The 24,003-nt window shown below is 58.8% G+C and carries 21 protein-coding genes; 7 read left to right on the top strand and 14 right to left on the bottom strand.

Annotation, left to right across the window (positions count from 1 at the left end):
• Window positions 1-125 precede the first annotated feature (125 nt).
• The 6 genes from guaA to FTW19_RS11095 all read right to left on the bottom strand — a co-directional run bounded on the left by guaA (window position 126) and on the right by FTW19_RS11095 (window position 7,633).
• Window positions 126-1,739 (bottom strand): glutamine-hydrolyzing GMP synthase, encoded by a 1,614-nt coding sequence (gene guaA / locus FTW19_RS11115; protein WP_246153681.1) that lies wholly within the window; start codon window positions 1,737-1,739, stop codon window positions 126-128.
• A 59-nt stretch (window positions 1,740-1,798) separates the two neighbouring features.
• A complete protein-coding gene (locus tag FTW19_RS25790; protein WP_187143422.1) occupies window positions 1,799-1,969 on the bottom strand; it encodes a hypothetical protein in 171 nt (56 codons plus the stop codon).
• A 62-nt stretch (window positions 1,970-2,031) separates the two neighbouring features.
• On the bottom strand, window positions 2,032-2,949 hold the full coding sequence (locus tag FTW19_RS11110; protein ID WP_147647690.1) for a hypothetical protein: 918 nt from the start codon (window positions 2,947-2,949) through the stop codon (window positions 2,032-2,034).
• A gap of 195 nt (window positions 2,950-3,144) precedes the next feature.
• Complete coding sequence (leuS, locus tag FTW19_RS11105; protein ID WP_147647689.1) at window positions 3,145-5,649, bottom strand: leucine--tRNA ligase; 2,505 nt, start codon at window positions 5,647-5,649, stop codon at window positions 3,145-3,147.
• Window positions 5,650-5,757: 108 nt separating this feature from the next.
• Complete coding sequence (locus FTW19_RS11100; protein WP_147647688.1) at window positions 5,758-6,690, bottom strand: hypothetical protein; 933 nt, start codon at window positions 6,688-6,690, stop codon at window positions 5,758-5,760.
• A gap of 76 nt (window positions 6,691-6,766) precedes the next feature.
• Window positions 6,767-7,633 carry a deoxyribonuclease IV gene (locus FTW19_RS11095; RefSeq protein WP_147647687.1) on the bottom strand — a complete coding sequence of 289 codons (867 nt, stop codon included), beginning with the start codon at window positions 7,631-7,633 and terminating at the stop codon, window positions 6,767-6,769.
• A gap of 79 nt (window positions 7,634-7,712) precedes the next feature.
• On the opposite strand from FTW19_RS11095, the gene FTW19_RS11090 reads away from it, so the two are divergent.
• Window positions 7,713-8,144, top strand: a complete 432-nt coding sequence (locus tag FTW19_RS11090; RefSeq protein WP_147647686.1) for a DUF6526 family protein — start codon at window positions 7,713-7,715, stop codon at window positions 8,142-8,144.
• Between the two features lie 75 nt (window positions 8,145-8,219).
• On the opposite strand, the gene FTW19_RS11085 is transcribed toward FTW19_RS11090, so the two are convergent.
• The 5 genes from FTW19_RS11085 to FTW19_RS11065 form a co-directional block, all read right to left on the bottom strand.
• Window positions 8,220-9,368 carry a diflavin oxidoreductase gene (locus tag FTW19_RS11085; protein WP_147647685.1) on the bottom strand — a complete coding sequence of 383 codons (1,149 nt, stop codon included), beginning with the start codon at window positions 9,366-9,368 and terminating at the stop codon, window positions 8,220-8,222.
• 155 nt (window positions 9,369-9,523) lie between these two features.
• Entirely contained in the window at window positions 9,524-10,039 is a 516-nt protein-coding gene (locus FTW19_RS11080) for an outer membrane beta-barrel protein (protein ID WP_187143421.1), read from the bottom strand.
• A gap of 217 nt (window positions 10,040-10,256) precedes the next feature.
• Window positions 10,257-10,688 (bottom strand): hypothetical protein, encoded by a 432-nt coding sequence (locus tag FTW19_RS11075; protein WP_147647683.1) that lies wholly within the window; start codon window positions 10,686-10,688, stop codon window positions 10,257-10,259.
• A 119-nt stretch (window positions 10,689-10,807) separates the two neighbouring features.
• On the bottom strand, window positions 10,808-11,908 hold the full coding sequence (gene rlmN, locus FTW19_RS11070; protein ID WP_147647682.1) for a 23S rRNA (adenine(2503)-C(2))-methyltransferase RlmN: 1,101 nt from the start codon (window positions 11,906-11,908) through the stop codon (window positions 10,808-10,810).
• 189 nt (window positions 11,909-12,097) lie between these two features.
• Complete coding sequence (locus FTW19_RS11065; RefSeq protein ID WP_246153680.1) at window positions 12,098-13,231, bottom strand: phospholipase D-like domain-containing protein; 1,134 nt, start codon at window positions 13,229-13,231, stop codon at window positions 12,098-12,100.
• A gap of 129 nt (window positions 13,232-13,360) precedes the next feature.
• Here FTW19_RS11065 and FTW19_RS11060 point away from each other — a divergent pair, with 129 nt between their 5' ends.
• Window positions 13,361-14,419, top strand: a complete 1,059-nt coding sequence (locus FTW19_RS11060) for a hypothetical protein (protein WP_147647680.1) — start codon at window positions 13,361-13,363, stop codon at window positions 14,417-14,419.
• A gap of 30 nt (window positions 14,420-14,449) precedes the next feature.
• Here the strand turns inward: FTW19_RS11060 and FTW19_RS11055 are convergent, their stop codons facing one another.
• From FTW19_RS11055 to FTW19_RS11045, 3 genes are all read right to left on the bottom strand, one after another.
• Complete coding sequence (locus FTW19_RS11055) at window positions 14,450-16,303, bottom strand: ABC transporter ATP-binding protein (protein ID WP_147647679.1); 1,854 nt, start codon at window positions 16,301-16,303, stop codon at window positions 14,450-14,452.
• A 26-nt stretch (window positions 16,304-16,329) separates the two neighbouring features.
• Window positions 16,330-17,136, bottom strand: coding sequence for a hypothetical protein (locus tag FTW19_RS11050; RefSeq protein ID WP_187143420.1), 807 nt, complete (start codon window positions 17,134-17,136; stop codon window positions 16,330-16,332).
• Window positions 17,137-17,250: 114 nt separating this feature from the next.
• Window positions 17,251-18,690: a sensor histidine kinase gene (locus tag FTW19_RS11045; protein ID WP_147647677.1), complete on the bottom strand. Its 1,440-nt coding sequence runs from the start codon at window positions 18,688-18,690 to the stop codon at window positions 17,251-17,253.
• Window positions 18,691-18,707: 17 nt separating this feature from the next.
• On the opposite strand from FTW19_RS11045, the gene FTW19_RS11040 reads away from it, so the two are divergent.
• From FTW19_RS11040 to kdpA, 5 genes are all read left to right on the top strand, one after another.
• Window positions 18,708-19,838 (top strand): universal stress protein, encoded by a 1,131-nt coding sequence (locus FTW19_RS11040; protein WP_147647676.1) that lies wholly within the window; start codon window positions 18,708-18,710, stop codon window positions 19,836-19,838.
• Entirely contained in the window at window positions 19,835-20,533 is a 699-nt protein-coding gene (locus FTW19_RS11035; protein WP_147647675.1) for a response regulator transcription factor, read from the top strand. Before FTW19_RS11040 ends, FTW19_RS11035 begins: the two co-directional genes overlap by 4 nt.
• A 64-nt stretch (window positions 20,534-20,597) precedes the next feature.
• Window positions 20,598-22,031, top strand: coding sequence for an outer membrane beta-barrel protein (locus tag FTW19_RS11030; RefSeq protein WP_147647674.1), 1,434 nt, complete (start codon window positions 20,598-20,600; stop codon window positions 22,029-22,031).
• A 115-nt stretch (window positions 22,032-22,146) separates the two neighbouring features.
• Complete coding sequence (gene kdpF, locus FTW19_RS26440; protein WP_432445173.1) at window positions 22,147-22,233, top strand: K(+)-transporting ATPase subunit F; 87 nt, start codon at window positions 22,147-22,149, stop codon at window positions 22,231-22,233.
• Window positions 22,234-23,997: a potassium-transporting ATPase subunit KdpA gene (gene kdpA / locus FTW19_RS11020; RefSeq protein WP_147647672.1), complete on the top strand. Its 1,764-nt coding sequence runs from the start codon at window positions 22,234-22,236 to the stop codon at window positions 23,995-23,997.
• Window positions 23,998-24,003 lie beyond the last annotated feature (6 nt).

Genomic DNA, 24,003 nt, shown 5'->3' with positions numbered 1-24,003 from the left:
AGAAAAACGGATCGAGCTTAGGCTCGATCCGCCTACATACGCGCCGCGTATCTTTACCCAACGAGCGAAGCCTGAGTGCCTCGATGTCAGTCACCCAGGGCATTCAGTACACCTCTCGTTCGTTGCTACTCCCACTCGATGGTGCCCGGTGGTTTCGAGGTGATGTCGTAGACCACGCGGTTGATGCCACGTACCTCGTTCACGATGCGGCTGGAGATAGTCTTCAGCACCTCATAGGGGAGCGGAGCCCAGTCGGCGGTCATGCCGTCTTCGCTGGTCACCGCGCGGATGGCGCAGGTGTAGGCGTAGGTGCGCTGGTCGCCCATTACACCTACCGTCTTCACCGGGAGCAGCACGGCGAAGCTCTGCCAGAGCTGGCGGTAGAGGCCTGCGGCTTTGACCTCTTCGACCACAACGGCGTCCGCCTCCTGCAGGATGGCGACGCGGTCTGGCGTGATCTCGCCCAGGATACGGACAGCTAACCCGGGACCAGGGAAGGGCTGGCGCTCCAGGATCTCTTCCGGCATGCCGAGGTCGCGGCCGATGCGGCGGACTTCGTCTTTGAAGAGATCGCGCAGTGGCTCAATCAGCTTGAGCTTCATGTTCTCCGGCAAGCCGCCGACGTTGTGATGGCTCTTGATGGTCTGCGATGGGCCTTTTACTGAGGACGATTCGATCACGTCGGGATACAGCGTTCCCTGCACCAGCCAGGCGACTTCGTTGCCTTCGGCGTCGTGCTCGGCAACGCCCTTGGTTTCGAGGTCCTTCAGGATCTTCTCTGCCTCATCGTCGAAGACCGCGATGAACTCGTTGCCGATGATCTTGCGCTTTGCCTCGGGATCGGTAATGCCGGAGAGACGCGAGAGGAAGCGTTCGCCCGCGTCGACCGCGATGACCTTCAGGCCGAGCTTCTCGCGCATGGTGGCCTGCACCTTTGCAAACTCCTCCTTACGCAGGACGCCGTTGTTCACGAAGATACAGGTGAGGCGATCGCCGATAGCCTTGTGGACTAGAACGGCAGCGACGGACGAGTCCACGCCACCGGAGAGACCGCAGATGGCGTGTCCTTTGGGACCAACCTGGGCACGCACACGTTCGACGGTGGACTGAATGAAGTGTTCCGGAGTCCAGTCAGGTTTGGCGCCGCAGATCTCGATGACGAAGTTGCGCAGCAGCTCGCTTCCCTTTTCCGAGTGGTTGACCTCGGGATGGAACTGCACCGCCCAGATGCGCTTCTCTTCGTTGGCGATGCTGGCCAGGGCGCTGGAGGTCTGGGCGGTCTGGGTAAAGCCTTCGGGGAGCTGCACTGCGGAATCGCCGTGGGACATCCACACGTTGATCTCCTGCGGCAGGCCGGCGAAAAGCCGGTTGTGGTTGGCGATCTGTACGCGCGCGTGGCCGTACTCACGCTTGTCCGCGGGATGAACCTTGCCGCCGAGATGGTGAGTGATGAACTGCAGGCCGTAGCAGATACCGAGAATCGGCAGTTCGGTGGTCAGCACCTTAGGATCAGCGGCAGGAGCATCGGCGTCGTAGACCGAACTGGGACCGCCCGAAAGGATGATGCCCTTCGGATTCAGGGCAAGCACATCGCTCAGCGGAGCGGTGCAAGGCAACACCACGGAGAAGACATTGAACTCGCGGATGCGGCGAGCAATGAGCTGGGTGTATTGCGATCCGAAGTCGAGAATAACGATGGTGGAAGTCGATGCGGCGTCAGCGGCTATTTGGGAGTCCACGAGCCTATTTTACGATGTGCGCAATCGCCCCTCGAAATAGGCCGGAATCCAGCCCGGGCCTATACAGGGTCTTTGTGTCGCGTGTTCTTGACGCCCGTCAGGACGCCGGCACCGGCCAGAATCAGAATCAGCGCGAAGATCCAATGCTGCGGGACATGCGCCAGATGGGCCGCATAGGCGACACCGGCGATGAAGAGGAGATATCCAATCAGATACAGGGCAAAGGACATACTGTCCCTCCTTGCTGCGGCAGTAGGATGCGGTAGCAACGAGCGGCGTTGTGCTTTCCACTTTACCCAGTAGCACGGCGATAGAGCTGGAGGTACGCTACGGCACGCGCCACGTGGAAGAAGTCTGAGGCGATCAGGTAAGCGACGGTAACACCGGCCCACCACGTGTGCAGGAAGCTGTCTGTCGCCACGGACTGAAACGGCAAGGGCGTCGCCGAGAAGACCATCGCGAGCACTATCAGCGTGATTTTGACGATCCCCATCACCAGGTTGATCTCGACCAGCTTCTGCCGCAGTGCGCCGAGGCGGAAGGACTCACGGATGGCCTGTGCGGCAGTCAGTTGACGCACCACCGCGAGCAAGGGAGCAATAGAGAAGATCCAGCTCACCACACCCCACAGGACGAAGACGCCCATGGAAAAAATGATGAGCAGCGCGCAGTAGCCGACGAGGTTCGGTTCCCTGCCTTGCGCGATGGGATTGGCGATAGTAATGGTCGACGACCAGAGCAATGAACGCCACCATACAGCGAACGCAAGGGCTAGTGCGACGAGACGCAGCAGTGTAAGCAGCAGGAAGGTAGCCGGGCGAGGTATCAGCTCCGCGTCGATACGGTGCAACACAATGGTGCGGCCGATGGTATGCGCCGCTACCCAGGTGAGCATCAATAGAGGAAGCAACCAGGTGAGCGCTTCCGTGACTGGTGCGGCGAGTACGGTGATGATTGCCCCGGCGACCTCAGCAGCGTGCATGGGATCGAGCAGCGAGGCGTGCTGCAGTGCGGTCCAGTCGACGGGATGTTGATCGAGAATTCGTTTTGCGGTGCGCGCGGTGAGCCACAGCGCGGGAATACCCCAGAGCCAGCGCCAGAGGATCTCCAGACCTACCAAGAGAGGATGTTTCCATACCCAGGACATCGTGCCGACAAAGCTCTGGGTACCGCGAATGGTCTTACTGGACTGGCTCTCGTAGGTGGACAAGGGTTTGCTTCGCCTTCCTTGGTTCCAGTTTAAGGGCTGGGTGGGAGCAGCGGGCTTCAGCCCGCTGAATGGCAGATCAAAATAACAAAGGCTTTAGCCTTGGGCCTTTCACTTATCCGAGTAGAAAGCCCAGGGCTAAAGCCCAAATTCTTTCTGGCCGATAACCGCGGGCTGAAGCCCGCGGCTCCCACCCAACTATTTCACGACGATGTTCAGCAGTTTATTCGGCACGTAAATGATCTTCACCACGGTCTTACCGGCGATACGTGCAGCCACCTTTTCATCGGCGAGCGCCGTTTCCTTGATGGCATCCTCGCTGGAGCCGGCAGGCACTTTGACGACATTCGCAAGCTTGCCGTTGATCTGTACCGGGATCTCCAGTTCGTCTTCCTTGGCGAGCTCTTCGTCAGCTTCGGGCCACGCATGGCGGAAGACAACTCCGGAGTGTCCTAAGACCTCCCACAGCTCCGCCGACAGGAACGGAGCAAACGGAGCGAGCAGAAGTACGAGGGCGGTAAAGACCTCTTTCTGCGTTGCGGTCGAGACCTCGCCGGAGTCCATCGCCGGCTCTGCATCGACGATCGCGTTCACCAGCTCCATGACGGCGGCAATGCAGGTGTTGAAGGTCCAGCGGCCGGAGAAGTTCTGCGAGATCTTGGCGATGGTCTGATGCAGCTTGCGGAGCAGCTTCAGGCCGGCGGGTGTGAGCGCCTGGTTTGCACCGTTGTCTTCGATCGTCGCAATTCCAGGAGCGTACTTCGTGGTAAGGCGATAGACGCGCGAGAGGAAACGGCTGATGCCGGCAACGCCTTCCTCCTGCCATTCCAGATCACGATCCGGAGGCGCAGCGAAGAGAGCATACATACGCGTAGCATCGGCGCCGTACTGCGCGATCATGTCGTCGGGCGAAACAACATTGCCCTTCGACTTGGACATCTTCGCGCCGTTCTTGATGACCATGCCCTGCGTAAAGAGGCGGGTCGCCGGCTCATCGTTGTCGATGAGGCCGAGGTCGCGCATCACCTTAGTCCAGTAGCGCGAGTAGATCAGGTGCAGAATGGCGTGCTCAACACCACCGATGTACTGATCGATCGGAAACCAGTAGTTCGTAGTGGCAGAATCAAATGGCGCGCCTTCGTTCTTCGCATCGGTATAGCGATAGAAGTACCAGGACGAGTCGACAAAGGTGTCCATGGTGTCGGTCTCGCGCCGTGCCGGGCCGCCGCACTTGGGACAGGTCGTATTGACGAACTCCGCGACCTTGCCGAGCGGCGAACCGCCCTGCTGCGTGATCTCGATGTTGTCGGGAAGCAAGACCGGGAGTTGATCGTCGGGAACAGCAACGATGCCGTCCTTCTCGCAATAGACAACCGGAATCGGCGTACCCCAATACCGCTGACGGCTGACGCCCCAATCCTTCAAGCGCCAGGTGATGGTGGCTTTGCCGAAGCCGTGGGTCTCGGCGTGCTTTGCCATCTTCTGCTGCGCTTCGAGCGCGGCTTCGCCGGTGAACTCGCCGGAGTCGATGAGCACAGCATCATCTTCCGCCGTGTACGGAAGCTCGGGCTGTTCAGCAACATCGACGTTGGGCGCAAGGACACGCCGAATCGGCAGGTCGTACTTCGTGGCGAACTCGAAGTCGCGCTCATCGTGCGCCGGGACGCTCATGATGGCGCCGGTGCCGTAGTCGGCCAGGATGTAGTTCGCAATCCAGATCGGTACACGCTCGCCGTTATATGGATTTATGGCGAAGCGGCCGGTGGGATAGCCGTGCTTCTCGATGTTGCCGATATCTCCGGTCTCGCGCGCGGCCTGCTGCTGGGCGAGCAGCTCCTCGATCTTCTTCGCCAGTTCCGCGTCCTCGGCGGCAAAGGCCTTGGCAGCGGCGTGTTCTGGTGCGACCTGCACACTGGTGGCTCCGAAGATGGTGTCCACGCGCGTGGTGAAGACAGTGATCGGGCAGTCGAGGTCTTCCACGGCGAAGTCGACGAGGGTCCCATCGCTGCGGCCGATCCAGTTGCGCTGCATCGTGCGCACCTTCTCGGGCCAGCCTGGCATGCTGTCCAGGCCTTCGAGCAACTGGTCGGCATAGCGCGTAATGCGGAAGAACCACTGGTCCATCTCTCGCAGTTCGACGATCTGGTCTTCGTGCCGCCAACAGCGGCCGTCAATCACCTGCTCGTTGGCCAGCACCGTGGCGCACTGCGGACACCAGTTGAGCTTGCTGCTCTTCTTGTAAGCCAGGTCCTTCTCGAACATGCGGAGGAAGAACCACTGGTTCCACTTGTAGTAGTCGGGCAGGCAGGTGGTGACCTCGCGCTGCCAGTCGTAGCTGAGCCCCATGCGCTTCATCTGCTTGCGCATCTCAGCGATGTTCGAGAGCGTCCACTCGCGCGGCGGGGTGTTGTTCTTCAGCGCGGCATTTTCGGCAGGCAGGCCGAAGGAGTCCCATCCCATGGGGTGCAGCACGTTGTACCCGCGCATCCACATGAAGCGCGCCAGGGCGTCGCCGATGGAGTAGTTACGGACGTGGCCCATGTGCAGTTTGCCGCTGGGGTACGGCAGCATCTCCAGCACGTAATACTTGGGCTTGCCGCTGCCTGCGGGCTCGGCGGCGTAAAGGTTGGGATCCGCGTCCCAGCGCTGCTGCCAGCGTGGTTCAATCTCAGCGGGGTTATAACGCTGCTGCTTTTCTTCCATGGACATACATCATCGATTGTAAAGAAAAGGGCAACTCCGGCACTTCGGCACAAAGAGGAAGCCCGCCAATAAACCGGCGGGCTTCGAGGAGAAACGAATCGGACGGCTCTATTCTCCGGCCGGCGGCTGCTGACCACCCTGCTGAGGAACCATCGGTCCCTGCTGACCGCCAGGTCCGCGGCGCGGGCCGAAGTTACGGCCGTCGCCCTTGCCGAAGCGGGGTTGATCCTGCTGCACGGTGTAGCCTTCGGGCGCCTTGAAAAGGGTTGCCGCGGGCTCATTCCGGGAGAGGTTCGAGGTTACCAGGGTGTGGCTGCCGGCGAAGGGGTTGGTATCCGTCTCCGAGATCATCACCTTCAGGTCATTCGAGTACCAGCTCTCGCGGGAGACGACGATCTCTTTGTCGTTGCCCATAACGCCGGGAGCAATAGTGCGGGTGACCTTACGGCCGCTAAGCGACAGACCGTCCATCGTCTTGAAGCCCAGGTCGGTGGAGGCGAAGCTTACGCCCTCGCGCTCGCGGCCGGGACGCTCAAAGCCGGCCGGACGGGGACCAGCTTCTGGTCCGCCCTGAGGGCCTGCTCCGAAACCAGGACCGCGGTGACCACCCTGCGGAAGAGACATCACATGGGCGATCTTGTTCTCGTTGTTCCAGCGGGTGACGGTCTGGGCGACCGGATCAAAGACAACGACTTCGGTCTTCTTGGTTGCAGCGGCGCCCTTCGCTCCGCGGCGGGGCTCAAAGGTGATCTCCTCGCGTAGTCGTCCCTGGGTGTCGCGGGCGACGGTGCGGGTGGAGGTGTGGGTCAGGACGGAGCCGTCCTGCAACTTCTCGGTACGGGTATCGGTGAAGGTGGCGCTATATGGAGCGTTGCTGACCACCTCATGGTGCATTCCCATGCCGCGTCCCATAGGGCCCATCTTGCCATGTCCGGCACGCATTCCCGGTCCCTGCGGACCTGCCTCAGGGCCCGGCTGCTGTGCGATCGCAACGCTCGCCAGAGCGAGCGCACCTGTCAATGTAATGTAACGAAGCTTCATGTGACCTTCCCCCGGTTGCTTCTACCCCATCTAGACGGGCGAAGTCGCGCGAAGACGACGCGCTGGGCAACTTTATTTACCCGGCGGCAAGCGTCCAGAGCGCCGAGACATTACGGAGGACGTCTCCGGGGTCATCCACCGGGGTTTCCGCCAGGAAAGCACAGTGGGCAAAGCGGGCGTCGCGCAGCAGGCGGCGGAAGGCCGGAGCTCCGATCGTGCCCTCGCCGATATGCTCATGGCGGTCCAGTTTCGAACCGCGTTCAGCCTTAGCGTCGTTGCAGTGCCAGATCTTGACCGTCTCGAAGCCGATGGTGGTCTCGATCTGCCGCATGGTCTCTGCGTAGCCCTCTTCGCTGACGATGTCGTATCCAGCGACGTGAACGTGGCAGGTGTCTAGGCAGACGGCGACCGGAGCGCAGGGACGCAGAGTCTCGACCAGTTCGGCGACCTGCTCCAGGGAGCCACCGAGGGAGAACTCGGCTCCCGCGGTATTTTCAATCAGGATCCGGAAATCGGCTCCCTGACAGGGCAGACCGTCAATCGCCTTCTCAATCGACTGCGCGGCCAGTCGCAGGCCTTCATCGCGGCTCAGACCCTTCCAGCTTCCTGGGTGGAGAACCAGAAACTCCGCTCCCAGGGCCAGGGCGCGCTCCACTTCACCACGGAAGGCGGCAATGGAGTTCGCCCGCACACTCTCAGTCTGCGAGCACATGTTGATCAGATAGCTGGCGTGAATCGCCACGGGGCCGACATCATGCTGCTTGCGCAGTTCCTTGAGTTTGGCGGCATCGGCCGGCTTCACCGGGCCGGCCTTCCACATACGTGGGCTGGCGGAAAAGATCTGGAAGGCATTAGCGCCGCATTCAACGGCGCGGGTAACGGCTGTGTACACACCGCCGGTGGTGGAGAGGTGAATGCCGATACGCTTCTTTGCAGTTGCCATCTCTTCAGCATAACGGCGATGGTGTAGTGTGAAAGTCGTCTTCCCTTCCACAATTCCGGTACAAGGAGCCTGAACGGCGATGGCTGCACCTCAGACTTATAAGAACCATGGACGGCTGGATGCCCCGTTCCACCTCTTTCTTTTTCCCCTGCTGGCGATCCTCTCGATCGTTGCCATTGTGCACGCGTTCCTCTTCCCAAACGACCTGCACATCTTCCTGGCAGTCCTGACACCTTTGCTTGCCTTCCTCACCCTCAAGATGCGGATGTACTCGCTCAAAGTGCAGGACCGTGTCATCCGGCTTGAAGAGAGGCTTCGCCTGATGGCTCTTTTGCCGGAGAGCGAGCGGGGAAACATCGCCAAGTTGAACGAACGGCAACTGATCGCGCTGCGGTTCGCCTCCGATGGGGAGCTGCCGGCGCTGGCTGCACGGACATGGAATGAAAACCTGTCGGCAAAGCAGATCAAGCAGGCCGTTGAGCAGTGGCGGGCTGACCACTTCCGCGTCTGACCTACAATCTCAACGAAAACAACAAGGCCCGGAGAGCATCTTCTCCGGGCCTTGCTTTGTTTCGGACAGCAGGTTCTAGTAGACGTCGCGCTGGTAACGCTTCTGCTTCTTCATCTCGGCCAAGTAGGCGTTGGCATCATCAAGAGTGCCATGCTTGCCCATGGCGATGGCGTCCAGGAGAGCGTTCTCGACGTCCTTGGCCATACGGCTGGCGTCACCGCAGACGTAGAAGTACGCGCCCTCTTCCAGCCACTTGTAGAGCTCGGCGGCATGCTCCCTCATGCGGTCCTGAACGTAGACCTTCTGCTTCTGGTCGCGGGAGAAGGCCGTGTGGAAGTTGTTCAGCAGACCGTCCTTGTGCCAGGCTTCCAGGTCGCTCTGGTACAGGAAGTCCGAGGCCTGACGCTGTTCGCCGAAGAAGAGCCAGTTCTTGCCCTTGTGGCCGAGCGCCTGGCGATGTTGCAGGAAGGCGCGGAAGGGCGCGATTCCAGTGCCGGGACCGATCATGATGACCGGGGCATTGGTGTCCTCGGGAAGACGAAAGTTCTTATTCTCGTGCAGGAAGACAGGCATCTTGTACCCGTGAGGGGCACGTTCGGCGAGGTGTCCGCTGCAGAGTCCCTGGCGCTCGCGGCCATGGGTGTCATAGCGGATAACGCGCACGATGGTGTGCACGGCGTTCGGGTTCATCTCCTGGCTGGAGGCGATGGAGTACATGCGCGGCGTCAGACGCTGCAGCACAGTAAAGAGATCCTGCGGATTCTTGAGAATGCCGGGGAATTCAGTAATCAGATCGATGAATTCGCGTCCCCAGACATACTCTTCCGCGAGGGAACGGTTCTCGGGAAGGGTGTACTTGCGGAGCTCGTCCGCCTTGGGATGGCCGTCAGCCATCTTGGCCAGCGCGGTCACGCTACCGCGAGACAGCTTGCCGATGCCGAGGCGGGTACGCACGGCCTCGTGCAGGGAGATCTCAACCTTGTAGTGGTCCAGAACGCGCTCTTCGCCGGTATATCCGAGGGTTTCCAGCACCTCGTGCACCGCGTGCGGGCGGTTCTCAGGAAGAATGCCGATGGCATCGCCCGGGGTGTAATGCATGCCGGGCTCAAGCTCCAGCTCGTAGTGCCGCGTCTCTTTTTCAGAGTCGGCAAGCGTCATACGCTGATTGACAAGGACGCGCGAATGGTACGGGTTATTGCGGGTGTATTTACTGTCTGTGCTCATGGGTCCGTCTTTTATTTTAGAGTGTTTCCCCTGTTGCTGGGTATCCCGGACGGGGCGTACAGCGGCGTTTTCATCGCGGAAAACGCCCATAGGATGCGGAAGCCCTACACGGCACCCTCAGGGAAAGCGCTCTAGCGAAGACGGCCCCAACAGCCCTAAAAACGCAATACCAGGCCGGTGCTGAGGTTGACCGGATGGTAGGTGGTCGAACCGGTGGAAAGGTTCTGATACCCGAACTCGATCACACGCCAGTCAATGTGTGGAAGCAGGGTTGTCTCCAGCCCGGCGTCGAGCTGATACCCAAAACCGGTGTGATCGATCTGGGCAGAGTTGACCGAGTAATTGGTAAACCCAATCTCCGCCTGACCATAGATCTTGAAGGGCACGACGTGTGGAACGAACGAGATCCGCGGCCCGATCATGAAGTTCTTAACACTGGTCGAACCTTTGGAAAGAAACTGGCCGCGCGCATCCAAACCGATGTGAGCCGGAAGAGCGCCGCCATGATCGAAGTAAACGCCAACTGTCGGCCCAAAGACCCAGTTATCACTCGCAGAATTGCTGATGCGGGATGCTGTTCCTTCGACGTACACCGCCTGCGCGTGCGATGACTTTCCAGAAACGAAAAAAGTTAAAACAAGAGCTGCAAATACAAGCAGACGGGGCTTCATCACGTATCCCATCCTCCGGGGAGGTATTCGTACAAGAGTACGTTCCGTTAGATGCGGAAACAGCGATCCACAGGAACGGTGTACCGGAACGGTAAACGCTGGACTAGAGCATTTCTCCTGTTGCTGGGTATCCCGTGAGGAGTGTGCAGCGGCGTTTTCATTGAGGAAAACGCCCATAGATGCACAAGCCCTGCAATACACCTACAGGAGAAATGCGCTACTGCACCTCGTCAAGCGCCCGCTGGCCCTGACGGTGCTGCCGCATCCGCTCGATCTGCTGTTCTTCCAGCTGGGCGTATTGCTTCTTCTGGTCGTCGTTCAGGATGGTGTTGATCTTCTTGTCTTCGTCATCGCGAATCTGCTTTACCTGATGAAGGCGCTGCCTTCCCCGCACCGAGCTGTCGTTGCGCAGTGCGGTCAGCTTCTGCTGCCGCTCTTCCAGAAGCGGCTTCATCTGCGCCTGCTGGTCTGGCGTGAGATTCAGCTTCCTGGTGTAGAGAGCCAGCATACGATCCGCCGGCGGCTCAGGGCCGGGAACCTGCTTATTGATGACCTGCTCTTCCTGCTGCTGGGCAGCAACAGCCATCACGACTGGTGTTACGACCATAATGGCGAGGAGGATAGCGAGATAAACCCGGGTGGTCTTCATGGAAGATGACCTCCTTCTAAAAATTCGCGGCGGGACGCGGCGTTCATCCTACTCAGAGCCAGACAGCCCCGGATAGTTGCGGAATCCAGACCATAATCAGCCGAAAATCAGCCCCCGAATCAACCAAGGGCAACCAGTTCCGGCTCCTCCAGCGTCCGCTTCAACTGCCCGCAGGCAGCATAGATATCGCGGCCGCGGGGGCGGCGGGTAAAGGTCGGCATACCGTTATCGACGAGAATGCGATGGAAACGGGTGACATCGGCCGGCTCCGGCTGACGGTAAGCGATTCCCGGGCCAGGGTTCCAGACAATGAGGTTGACCTTCGCCTGGACATCTCGCAACAGCTCCAGCACCTGCAAGGCGTGCTCGGGCTGATCGTTGATGCCCCCAAGAAGGACGTACTCGACGTTGATCCAGCCGCGCTTGCCGAGCGGGATCGTCTTCACCGCTTCGAGCAGCTCAGCGATCTTCCACTTGCGGTTGATGGGCATCACTTGCTCGCGGACGGCGTCGTTTGGAGCATTCAGACTGAGAGCGAGATTTGGCCGGATAGCTTCAACTGCAAAACGGCGAATCGCCGGCTCAATGCCGCTGGTGGATACGGTAATGCGCGATTCCGGGATGCCAATTCCCTGCACGATCAGGCCGATCGCTTTCATCACGGCGTCGTAGTTCAGGAAGGGCTCGCCCATGCCCATCAGGACCAGGTTGATGCGGTCAACACCGACACGAATCTGGTGCCGGTTGAGCACGACTGCTACCTGTCCGGCGATCTCTCCGCCGGTGAGATTGCGTTTCACTCCCAGCTTCGCCGTGAGACAGAACTGACAGTTAACGGCGCAACCCACCTGGCTGGAGATACAGATCGTCGCACGCTGATATCCCTGGTCGGCAAGACGGCCGCGATTGCGAAGATCGCGTCCATCAAAATCGTCGGCCTCCCCTTCCGGCATCCAGACAGTTTCAATGGTTTCGCCATCCGCCAGGCGCATCAGGTAGCGTTCCGTGCCGTCGACAGAGACGGCCGTCTGCGCAATGACAGGTAAACCCACCGCTGTGTCGCCAGGCAGCAGCACCCGCAGACGAGCTGCAAGCGTATCGAGTGTCGCGATACGGTCGTGGTAGAGCGCCCGCCACAGTTGCCGCGCACGACGGGTGTCACCACCCACCCTGGAGGTCAATTCGCCCAGATTCTGCCCGAAAAGCGGCTCCACCTGCATACCACTTTAAGGATAGCCGCTTAAGCGCAACAAGGTGGGTTCTGCCTTTCCAATTCGCCTACCTGAAATTTGCGGCTTTATGACCGGCTAGAGCATTTTCCCTGTTGCTGGGTATCCCGGAAGGAGCGTGCAGCGGCGTTTTCATTGCGGAAAAGCCCATAGATGCACGACACCTACAGGAAAAATGCCCTATCCTTTTTTTCCCTTTTCGGGGCCTGGATCGTCGGGGACAGTTCCGATACAGTCCAGGGCGAGGTTACGCAGAGCCTCCGCCACGGCCTCGTGGACCTCCTGCCGGACAGCGTCGCGGACGGTCTGGACCACTTCATCCGGCTCAAACGGAGCATCCTCGCGGATATCCATCACCCGGTCAAGCACCCTTTCGATCACCGGTTTGACAGAGATCTTCTTGGCCAGCTCTTTGGCGACCTTCTTCGCCGGAACGTCAAAGGCAGCCTCCATGGCATTTTCCGGAACGATCGGCTCGGACTTCTTCCAGTCACGCATGAAGACGCGCTCGATCTGGTGTACGACCTTCGTGTCCTTGAAGATGACGCCGATCTCTCGCCGGGCTTCCAACTCGAGCTTGCGCAGGCTCTGGCTGCCGATAAAGGCGGATTCCGAATCGCGCAGAATGACCCGGGCATGGAGACGCATGGCAATCTTCCGGACGGGGAGGATATCGCTCTTGGAAGAGGCGCGGGAGAGCACGCGGACCTCCACCCCTTCCGAGATCTTCTTCTGCAGCAGGCGGATAAACTCAGCGTCACTGATCTTCATCTCGTAGATGTAGAGTCGCTTCTTCGCCTTGCGAATGAAGTCGGTCAACCGCTCGCGGGCGTTGACCGGGCTGATGACCAGGCCTGAGTTCTTTGACTTTGACTTGAATGCAACGCGATGGGCATCCGCCTCAAAGAGCTCGATCGCTTCTTTCACCGTAGACGCCGTCTTGATGGCGGCGCCGAACGACCGGCTTAGATCGATATCCATGTGGGTGTAGTTGTAGGCGAAAAGGTAGAGTTCCTTATCGTCAACGATCATCATCTTGCCGTGATAGCGCACAAGATCGTTGGAGGTACGGCTGACCGTGATGCCTCGTTCGAGAAGCTGCATCTCCAGCTTGCGCAGGTTCTTCTCTTCCCCGCGATTTGTGTAGGCGATCAGCGCCTGGACGGTGACACCGCGTTCGACGGCCGCGACCAGAGCCTTCTGGATCTCAAACCGGTCAAAGCGGAAGATAAGGATTCGGATGCTTTCCTTTGCCTTATTGATGGCGGCGAGGAGAGGCTTGATGCCGTCGTCGGGCTGGACAAGGAGCTTCACTTGAGTGCTCACAAAAGACAGATGCTTTTCCTGACTGCTTGGATGTTTTCTATGCATACCATACCAACGGAGGCACCTGATTCTGCTTCCAATCTTTAAAGATCAAAAGCAATTAGTTCGGAGATCGTCATGCCTCGCCCTGCCAGCCTTGTACTAAGCCTTAGCCTGTCGCTTCTCTCTTTTATGGCTGTTTCACAACAGCAGCCTGCAATATCGCCGGCAGAAACGAATCCGCCGGAGGCAGCTTCTAAGGCGACGAAGAACGCTCCGCTCCCCGCCTCGGCGATCCACAAACCAATCCTGTGGCACGAACCCGGAAAGATCGAGTCGCTGGACCTGTACGGCGGCCAGGGAGGAAAGGACAAGGCCCCAGCTGAGCCATTCACGTTTCTGGATGAGGAGACCGACGGTACTAACCCCAAGTTCGATGTGCGCGACGCCCGCAACAAAAAATGGCGTGTGAAGCTGGGTGAGGAAGCGCGGCCGGAGGTGGTGGCGTCGCGCCTGTTATGGGCGGTGGGCTATTACGTCAACGACGATTACGTCCTGGAGGCTACTGAGATCCCCGGCATCAAGCTTTCACGCGGCGACGATGAGGCGAAGAAGGGCCATATTCGGCAGGCCCGCTTCTCGCGCAAACCGGGCGGGCAGGACAAGATCGGTATCTGGATGTGGGGGGATAATCCCTTTACGGGCACACGCGAGTTCAACGGTCTGCGGGTGATGATGGCGGTGATGAACAACTGGGACCTGAAAGACGAGAACAACTCCGTTTATTCCGACAAGAAATCAGGCAAACAGATCTTCCTGGTCAATGATGTCGGCGCAACCTTCGGCACCAATGGTTTGAGCTGGACCAAAGCCAGATCCAAGGGCAATATCGACAGCTTCCGGGAATCGAAGTTCATCACCCGTATCGGCGACACCGACGTCGATTTCGCGACACCGAAACAACCGAACTTCCTGATTGGCTCCGCTAATCCCAAACAATATGCGATGCGCATCCATCTCGACTGGATTGGCAACAAGATTCCCCGGAATGATGCGCGTTGGATGGGAGAGATGCTAGGGCGGCTGAGCCACAAGCAACTGGTGGATGCCTTCCGTGCCGGGCACTTCCCTGCCGATCAGATCGATGCCTACGTGGAGATTGTCGAAAGCCGTATCCGCGAGTTGAAGGAGCTGTAGGGCATAAGTCGCATCATCAAATTCCTGGGGTCAGGAGTTTGATGACACGCCCTGAGGCGTCCCTTGAGAAAGGCCGGCGCTCTCCGGCTCCTCGGAAAACTGGATATCGTGCAGCTTGCGGAAGACTCCGTCTTCGCGCGCCATAAGCTCTTCCTGTGTTCCAGATTCGACGATGCGGCCATCGTCGACAACATAGATACAAGTCGCTTTGCGGATGGTCGAGAGCCGGTGAGCAATCACGATGGCGGTCTTGCCTTCCATCAAGCGGTCGAGCGCGTCAAAGACCAGATGCTCAGAGGCGGCATCGAGGCCTGAGGTCGGCTCGTCGAGGATCAGGATGGGTGCATTGCGAATGATGGCGCGGGCAATCGCGATACGCTGCCGTTGGCCTCCGCTGAGCGTCATGCCGCGTTCACCGACAACGGTATTGAACTTATTCGGCATCTTCTGAATAAACTCCATGGCGTTGGCGGCCTCGGCCGCACTCACGATCTCCGCCTCGGTTGCATCGGGCCGTCCGTAAGCGATGTTGTCCCAGATCGTTCCGCTGAAGAGAACCGTATCCTGCAGTACGAAGCTGATCTGGCAGCGCAGCGACTTCTGCTTGAAGTCACGGATATCGGTGCCGTCGATCTTCACGATACCGTGTTCCGGCTCATAAAAACGCGCGATCAGGTTGACGATCGTTGTCTTACCCGAGCCTGTAGGGCCGACGAGCGCCACCATCGTCCCGGCCTCCACGTGCATGTTCACGCCGCACAGGATCTTCTTCTGTTCGTTATAGGAGAAGTCGATGTTCTCCAGATCGATCTCGCCGTGAAACGATGGAGCAACTTTGGCGCCGGGGACATCCAGAATCTCCTCATGACTGGTAAGGATCTCCTGGACACGCTCGTACCCGACCTCGGCCTTGGAATAGGCGTCCATTGTCTTGGAGATCTCCTGCATGGGCTTGTACATTTTGCCCAGGTAGAAGATGAAGACGACCATGGAACCGGCGCTCAGGTCTCCGGTCAGAACCATCCGCGCGCCAAACCACAGTACCGCGCACGTCCCTACCGCGGTGATGATGTCTACCATCGGCACTAGCCTCGCCTTCAGGGTTCGAGCGGTGAGCGCCGCCTGTACCGTTTCCAGGCTTTCCCCCTCAAAGCGTCTGACCTCGTAGTCTTCCCGGGAGAATGCCTTTACCACACGGACCGAGTTCACCACCTCGGCAACGATGGAGATGAGGCGGCCCTCCTTCTTGCGGACCTCGCGGGAGGCCTTCTTCACCTTGCGGGTATAGGTGTAGACGATGCTGAAGAGCACAGGCACAACCGCCAGCGCGATGAGCGTGAACTCCCAGTTGATGTAAAACATCACGCCGATCATGCCCACCAGTGTGGCGACGTTCACCAGGATGCCGAGCAGACCGGAGACGATAAACGTCTGGATAGCATCGATATCACTGGTGACGCGGCTGATAAGGTCGCCGGTCGGCTGCTGATCGTGATACGAGAGCGAGAGCCTTTGTACCTGGGTGTAGATCATGCGGCGCAGGTCGTGCGTCACCCATTGACCGACGCTGGTAGTGAGGTACTTCTCCGCATAGCTGCAGCCCGCATCCATGACCGCTATGACGAGGACTGCAACACAGGCAAAGGTCAACATGCCCTGCGTGGACTGACCGGCAGTGAAATGGACAAACCGGTTGAGCCAGCCACTCATATCCTTGCCCTTGAAGATATTGTCGAGAACGATCTTCAGAGGCCACGGCTCGAGCAAGCCGGCGATGCTTTCACCGGCGATTGCGAGCAGACCGAGCCAAAGCTGCTTCTTATAGGGCGAAAGCAGCCCAAGGATGGTCAGCTCGCGGCGCGTCTCGGATGCGACGTTCGGCATATGAGTGCCCAGCCCGGTCCTATTTTCTACCTTTTTCGACGAATCATGGCGATAGCATCGGCCATAAATTCTCGTAGCTCATTCGTCGCCGCACCGGTAACGAAGGAGTCGCCATAGCTTCGCAAGGTCGGATTTAACCCGGTATCGCGCTCAGGATAGTAGAGATTGGTCATGGCGGCGGAGCCGGCCATACCGCAGATCCGTGCCCAATTGATGCTCGGCTGTCCTGAGTCGGTTCGAGTAATGACGATACGCGACGCGGCATAGACCGCACGCTTCATGAATGGGTGGCTGTTACCCTGCCTGTAGTAACGCGGGTCTTCGTGAAACAAACTGGCGAAGACGCCGAATACCAGGATTGACTGCGTGCCCTGCTTTAGAGCCGCAGCCCCCAAACGCTCCCCAAAGGCACCACTGTCAGTTCCATAATGCGGACGTCCATCCCTGAGATGACTCAAGCCCGCGGAAACGACCCAGTTTACGGGGGACATCGGCCGGGTCTGGTTGTGGATGGAAAAGATCAACTTGTCACCGGGCGTAAGCGGCTGGGCTTGCTGACCCGGCTGAATGATACGGGCATGCTTCTCTGCCACATTGGTTTTGACAACCGGAGCGCCATCTGCCGCGTCGAGCGTACTTTCATTCTCTGCAGGAACCTTCAGCGCAGCAGAACGTACAAAACCAGGGCTGTCGGGCAGTACCGGCATCGCGCTCTCAGCCAGCAAAAACTCAGCGGAAGCGGAGTGGATGGCGGGTTGCGCAGCGGACACGAGCGGCAACAGGGAAAAAAGTGAGCCTGCCAGCAAAAATCGGCTAATTCCGTTCATTCGCATGAGTGTATGGGAGTGGGATGAAGTTGACCAGCAACCAGTTGCTTTTTCCGAGTTTAGACCAAACAGGAGATACCGTGTCCGACCCCCTTTCGGGTAGCTGCTCTGCAGACTTGGCTACGCAGCCAAAGGAACGGTAAAGGTAAAGACCGATCCTTCACCTGGCCGGCTGACGACATCGATAGAACCGCCATGTGCCTCTACGATGGAGCGACTGATCGAAAGCCCCATCCCTGTACCGGAGATTCTCTGGTTGTGAATCGGAGCGCGATAGAAACGATCGAAGATCAGGCTCTGTTCATGCGGATCGATGCCGATTCCCTTGTCGGCGACACTGACAGCCAGTTTGCGGCCCTGCACTTCGGCCGTCAGAACGATAGGGCTGCCTTCCGCGGAGTATTTAGCTGCATTTTCGAGGAGATTGCCCAGCACCTTCTTCAAAAACTCGAAGTCAGCGCGTACTGGTTCCTTTTGCTGGATGCGCACGTCGATGGGATTTCTTTCCTCGACCCAACTAACCTCCTTGATGGCGCCGAAGATGACATCGCCGATATCCACGGGCTCAAAGGTCATATGGACCTGGCGCGCGTCGAGCTGCGCCATCTCTACGGCCTGAGAGACCAGACGATTGATGCGATCGCTCTCCTGATCGATGATGGTCAACAGCTCGTGCCTGTCCTCGTCTTTCTGGATTTCATCGGAGAGCAGCGCGCTCGCCGCTCCCTTGATAGACGTAAGCGGCGTACGCAATTCATGAGTGATGGAATCGATCATCAGGCTGCGAAGATGCTCGCTCTCTTTGGTGGCCTCACTATGAGCTACGTTCTCGAGCGCCTTGGCGCGATCGAGAGAAACGGAGATGATGGTGCCGATCGCTTCAAGAGCGCCGTCAGAGAGAACGGCTCCCCGCAACATGAGGATGCCGCGGGGCTTCACGCCAACCTTCAATACAACCCTGACCTCATCCCCGGTACGGCTTATTCCGCTGCCATCCTTTGCTTCCTCTCGGAGATAGAGCCGCTGATGCTCAGACAGCTGTTCCGTTCCCGCCTGGAACATGAGGTCCTCATCCAGCAGGTACAGAACAGCAGAACGAGCCTTGGTCGTCGCCACTACTGCCCGCGGTACTCCATCAATGAGGGCGGCAACATTATCGGTCGCCAGCATCTCGCGGCTGAGGGCGAAGAGCGTTTCGAGCTCTCTTTGGCGCACGCGTGCTTCTTCTGCCTCGTCCCGAGCTTTTTGAGAGAGACGGCTGCCGATCAACGCTGTGGCCAGAAAGGAAAACAAGGCAAGCCAGTTCTGTGGATCTGCGATGGTAAGCGTGTCGACCGGCGGAAGGAAATAGAAGTTATACCCCAGCGTTGCCAGCACCGAGGTGACGACCGCGAGCCGCAGACTCCAGGTCGAGGCAAGCACGAGGATGTATAACAACAGCGTAAGCGCGACCGTAGTCGGATTGACGTGGAGCCAGTGCCGATAGACGAAGATGATCCCCGTCAGTGCGACAATGGAGAACGTCCAGCGCGTAATGGCGACGATCCTGCGCGAGTTCATGAGGAGCATTCTAAGCCTTGTCTGACTATCGCAAGTCTCCGGAAGAATGGCTAAAGACCAGTGACACGGAAAAAACACGCGGGCGCTTTAAGGTTTTTCTTGGATACGCACCGGGAGTTGGCAAGACCTACGCCATGCTGAGTGAAGGCGTGCGCCGGCGTAGCCGTGGAGAAGACGTTGTCATCGGCGTCGTGGAGACCCATGGCCGTGCCGGCACCCTGGAGATGGCCGGAAAGCTCGAGCAGATTCCCCGCAAAGAGATCGAATACAAAGGCACGATCTTCACCGAGATGGACGTTGACGCCATTCTTGCGCGTATGCCGCAGGTGGCTCTGGTGGACGAGCTGGCCCATACCAACATCGAGGGCAGCCGCACCAAAAAGCGGTATGAAGACGTTCTGCTGCTTCTGGAAAACAAGATCGATGTGCTGTCGACGATCAATATCCAACATGTCGAGAGCCTGAGCATGCGGGTGCAGGCCCTGACCGGCATCAAGGTACACGAGCAGGTCCCGGACTGGGTGCTGGATCAGGCAGACGAGATCGTGATCAGCGATCTGACGCCGGAGGCCCTGATCACGCGTATGCGCCGCGGCGATATCTATCCTTCAGAACGTGTCGAGCGAGCGCTCTCGAATTTCTTTCGCCAGGGGAACCTGATCGCCCTGCGCGAGATGGCGCTGCAGCGGGTAACCCGGGCGGTAGACCGCACGCTTGACGACTATGTCAAACGCAAGCGCCTTGGCCCCCAATGGACCGTGGCAGAGCGCATCGCTGTTTGTATCAGCGCAAACCCCGAGGCTCGCGACCTGATCGGGCGCGGCGCACGGCTTGCCGAAGCTCTGGACGGAGAGCTCTATGTCCTGCACGTCGACAGTGAACGTGATAAAGAGCCTGAGCGCAAAAAGACGCTGGAATCTCATATCCAGTTCGCCACGAATCTGGGCGCCACGGTGGTTCATCTAACCGGTAGCAGTGTTGCCTCTGCCACGGCGGCCTTCGTCAAGGAACAACGCATTACGCAGGCGCTGTTCGGACGCTCTGCTTTGCACGGTCTGAAAAAGTATCTGTACTATCTGGCTATTCAGAAGTTCATGTCGGAAGCGCCGCATGTGGACCTGCACATCATCACCCAGGAGTCTCGATGAGCGCCAATATTCTGATCGTGGACGACGATCCCCAGATCCTGCGCATGCTGCGTACTTCGCTGCAGGCCAGCGGATACGCCGTCAATACGGCTTTGAGCGGAGGATCCGCGTTATCAACGATCGCGCAGACGGTACCCGACCTCCTGATCACGGATATCGCCATGCCCGGCATGGATGGTATTGAGCTGACAAAGCGGGTTCGCGAGACCCACACGTTACCAATCATTGTGTTGAGCGTGCGGGACAATGACGAGGCCAAGGTGCAGGCTCTGGACGAGGGGGCAGACGATTACGTCACAAAACCCTTCCGCACCCCGGAGCTGCTGGCCCGTGTACGTGCCCATCTCCGCCGCAGCCATAAGGCAGAAGACGCGCCACACCCTGTGCTGCATGTCGGCCACTTCGAGATCGACCAGGACAGTCATACCGTTACCATGCGCGGTGAGCATATCCATCTCTCGCCGAAGGAGTTCGATCTGCTGCTCCTGTTCGCAAAGGCGCCGCAAAAGGTGCTTACCCACAAGAACCTGTTACGGGCGATCTGGGGCGTCGCCGGAACCAATCAGCCCGAATACCTGCGTGTACTGGTGGCCCAACTTCGGAAGAAGATCGAGACGGAAGACTCCAAGTACATCCAGAGCGAACCCTGGGTCGGCTACCGGTTCAACCCAGAGGGCCGGGATGATCTCTTATGACTTTTTAACGCTTTTCCTATGAATTTCATACGGACCCTGGCCGTTGAATCTATTCAGGGTTCGTATGAAGATTTTGGCCAGCACCGTAGCGTTTCTCCTCCTCGCAGCCTTTCCGCTGACCGCACAATCAGCACCGGACCCTTCCGCCGCACGACGCGCTGAGATTGCGGAGCTGCGGGCAGAGCTTGCCCGCCTGGCAGCCCGGCTGGACGCCCTGGAAAAGACAGAAGCCGCCTCGGCAGCCACACCCGTCACATCTGCCGCGGGAACTGCGGCCCCGGCTTCCTCGGCGCCCACCTCCTCTAGTTCTGCTGCGGCTTCGACGGCAACGCCATCTACAGCAGTTTCCGCATCCACACCCGCGCCCGCCCCGGCTACCGTGGACGACTTTCTGCACGGCACAACGCTCGGCTTTGGCCTTGACGGCTACTACGGTTACAACTTCAACCAGCCCATCGGACGCGCCAACCTGCTGCGTGTCTACGATGTCACCAGCAATAGTTTCAGCATCAACCAGGCTTCCCTGGTCGTAGAGCGGATTCCAACCATCGACAGCCGTTTCGGCGGACGCCTCGACCTGCAGTTCGGCCAGGCGACGGAGACGCTGCAGGGCTCCTATGCGAACGAGCAGCGGGCGCAGGTCTGGCGCAACCTGTTTCAGGCATACGGCAGTTATCTTGCCCCGGTAGGAAGCGGCCTGCAGATCGATTTCGGCAAGTTTTCCAGCGCGCTGGGAGTAGAGGGGAACTACACCAAGGATCAGATCGCCTACTCTCGCTCGTTCACCTTCAACTACCTGCCCTATTACCACATGGGTGTCCGCGCGAATTACAACCTCACTCCGAAGATCAACGTCACGTACTGGCTGGTGAACGGCGCGCAGCAGACGGAAGACTTCAACGGCTTCAAGTCGCAGGCATTCATCTTCAACTTCAAACCCGCTTCCACTGTTTCCTGGAACGTGAACTATTACTTTGGCCAGGAGCAGCGCGACGTCCTGCCGACAGATAACCCGGGAGCACCGACCTATCCCACGCAGCCGGGCCTTCCCACGACCAACATCACGCCAGCGCCGAATGGACGGAACCACATCTTCGACACCTATGCGACGTGGAACGTAACCCCCAAGCTCACGCTGGTCGGCGAAGCGGATTACGTGATCAGCCGCGTGCAGCAGCAGTCAAACCCCGCGCATGTAGCCATTGGAGCAGCTTACATCCGTTATGCGCTGCCGAAGGACTGGAGTATCGGCAGCCGCTTTGAGTACTTCGACGACCGCGGAGCCCTGTTCAGTGGAAAGACACAGGCCCTGAAGGAATTCACCTTCGTCGCCGACCATAAGCTTGCGCCGGGCATGCTGGCCCGTGCTGAGTACCGCAGAGATTTTTCCAACCAAAACTTCTTCACCACAGACAGAGAGGGCGTGCTGGTCAAACAACAACCGACGGCAACGCTCGGACTTATCTTCTGGTGGGGTAACAAACAGGGTCAGTGGTAACTGGCTCAAGGAGGGACACCGTGCCCGATGTCATCGCAGGCATAACGCTCATCCTTCTTTTTCCGCTCAGCCTTCTGTATGTCCATGGCTGTGCACGGCTGAAAGGAAAGAACCAATGATTCTCAACTGCGTTCTTCTCGCCATTGTGGTTTCACTAATGGCGTATCTCGTTTACGCATTGCTTCGCCCGGAGAAGTTCTAAATGTCTCTCAATGGCTGGCTTCAGATTGTCGTCTTCTTTGCCGCTGTCCTGCTGTTCACAAAACCTCTCGGCGCCTACATGGCGCGTGTCTTCCAGAGACAACGTACACCGCTTGATTTCATCTTCGGCCCATGCGAGCGTTTACTTTACCGCCTGACTGGAGTTAATCCCGAACAGGAGATGAGCTGGGGCGTTTACGCCACGGCCATGCTGGTCTTCAGCGCCGCAACGCTGGTGCTGACCTATCTGGTGGAACGGTTACAGCATGTACTGCCGCTGAACCCGCAGCACCTTCCAGGCGTAGCCCCAGACCTCGCGCTGAATACCGCAATCTCGTTCACTACGAATACGAACTGGCAATCGTATGTGCCCGAGTCCACGATGAGCTACCTGACCCAGATGCTGGGCCTGGCCACGCATAACTTCTGGTCGGCAGCGGTTGGGCTTGCCCTTGCAATCGCGTTCATTCGCGGCATTGCACGGCGCGAGATGAAGACTCTAGGCAACTTCTGGGTGGATCTGACGCGCGGAACGCTGTGGGTCCTGCTTCCGTTATCGACCATCATCGCGCTGGCCCTGGTCTCACAGGGTGTAGTCCAGAATCTCAAGCCGTACGACACAGTCAAGCTCGTCGAGCCGCAGACGGTCACCGGCACAGATGGGAAGCAGACCACCGTCACAACACAGACCATTGCACAGGGGCCGGTCGCATCGCAGGAAGCGATCAAGATGCTGGGAACCAACGGCGGCGGATTCTTCAATGCGAACAGCGCGCATCCGTTCGAGAATCCAACTCCGCTGTCCAATTTCCTGCAAATCCTGGCAATCTTCCTGATTCCCGCGGCTCTGACAGCGACGCTTGGCCAAATGGTGGGCTCTCCCAAACATGGATGGGCAGTCTTCGCCGCCATGGCACTCTTGTGTTTTGTTGGCGTGTTGACGTGCTACTGGGCGGAGGCACATGGCAATCCGCTGCTGCATGGTGTCGATCAGCACGTCTCCGCGTTGCACTCCGGCGGCAACATGGAGGGCAAAGAGGTACGCTTCGGCATCACCAACAGCGCGCTGTTTGCCACCGTCACTACCGATGCGAGCTGCGGCGCCGTGAACTCCATGCATGACAGCTTTACGCCCCTCGGCGGCATGGTGCCCATGGTGAACATCCTGCTTGGCGAGGTCGTCTTCGGCGGAGTCGGAGCAGGCATGTACGGCATGCTCGTCTTCGTCATCGTCGCGGTCTTCATTGCGGGCCTGATGGTAGGCCGGACTCCGGAGTATCTCGGCAAGAAGATCGAAGCCTACGATGTACAGCTCTCAATGCTGTACGTCCTGATCTTCCCGCTCCTGATTCTTGGCTTTGCCGCAGTCACGGTGCTGATGCCACATCTTGGCCTCAGCAGTCTTGCCAATCACGGACCCCACGGTCTGTCAGAGATCCTCTACGCCTATACATCGGCAACCGGCAATAACGGCTCTGCCTTCGCCGGCTTGAACGCCAACACGCACTGGTACAACTACACGCTGGGCATTGCGATGTTCTTCGGGCGCTTCATGATGATCATCCCGATGCTGGCGATTGCGGGCAACCTCGCCGGCAAGAAGATTGTCCCGGCGTCCTCCGGTACATTTCCGGTCACCACCCCGCTGTTCACGATTCTGCTGACCGCAGTCATCGTGATCGTCGGCGCTTTGACCTTCTTCCCTGCACTTTCACTGGGTCCGATTCTTGAGCATCTGCTGCTCGGCGCCGGACAGACTTTCTAAGGAGAC

The organism is Terriglobus albidus, from assembly GCF_008000815.1.
Taxonomy (GTDB): Bacteria; Acidobacteriota; Terriglobia; order Terriglobales; family Acidobacteriaceae; genus Terriglobus; species Terriglobus albidus_A.
Note: the sequence above shows the minus strand (reverse complement) of the source record. Positions and strands in the feature narration are given on the sequence as shown.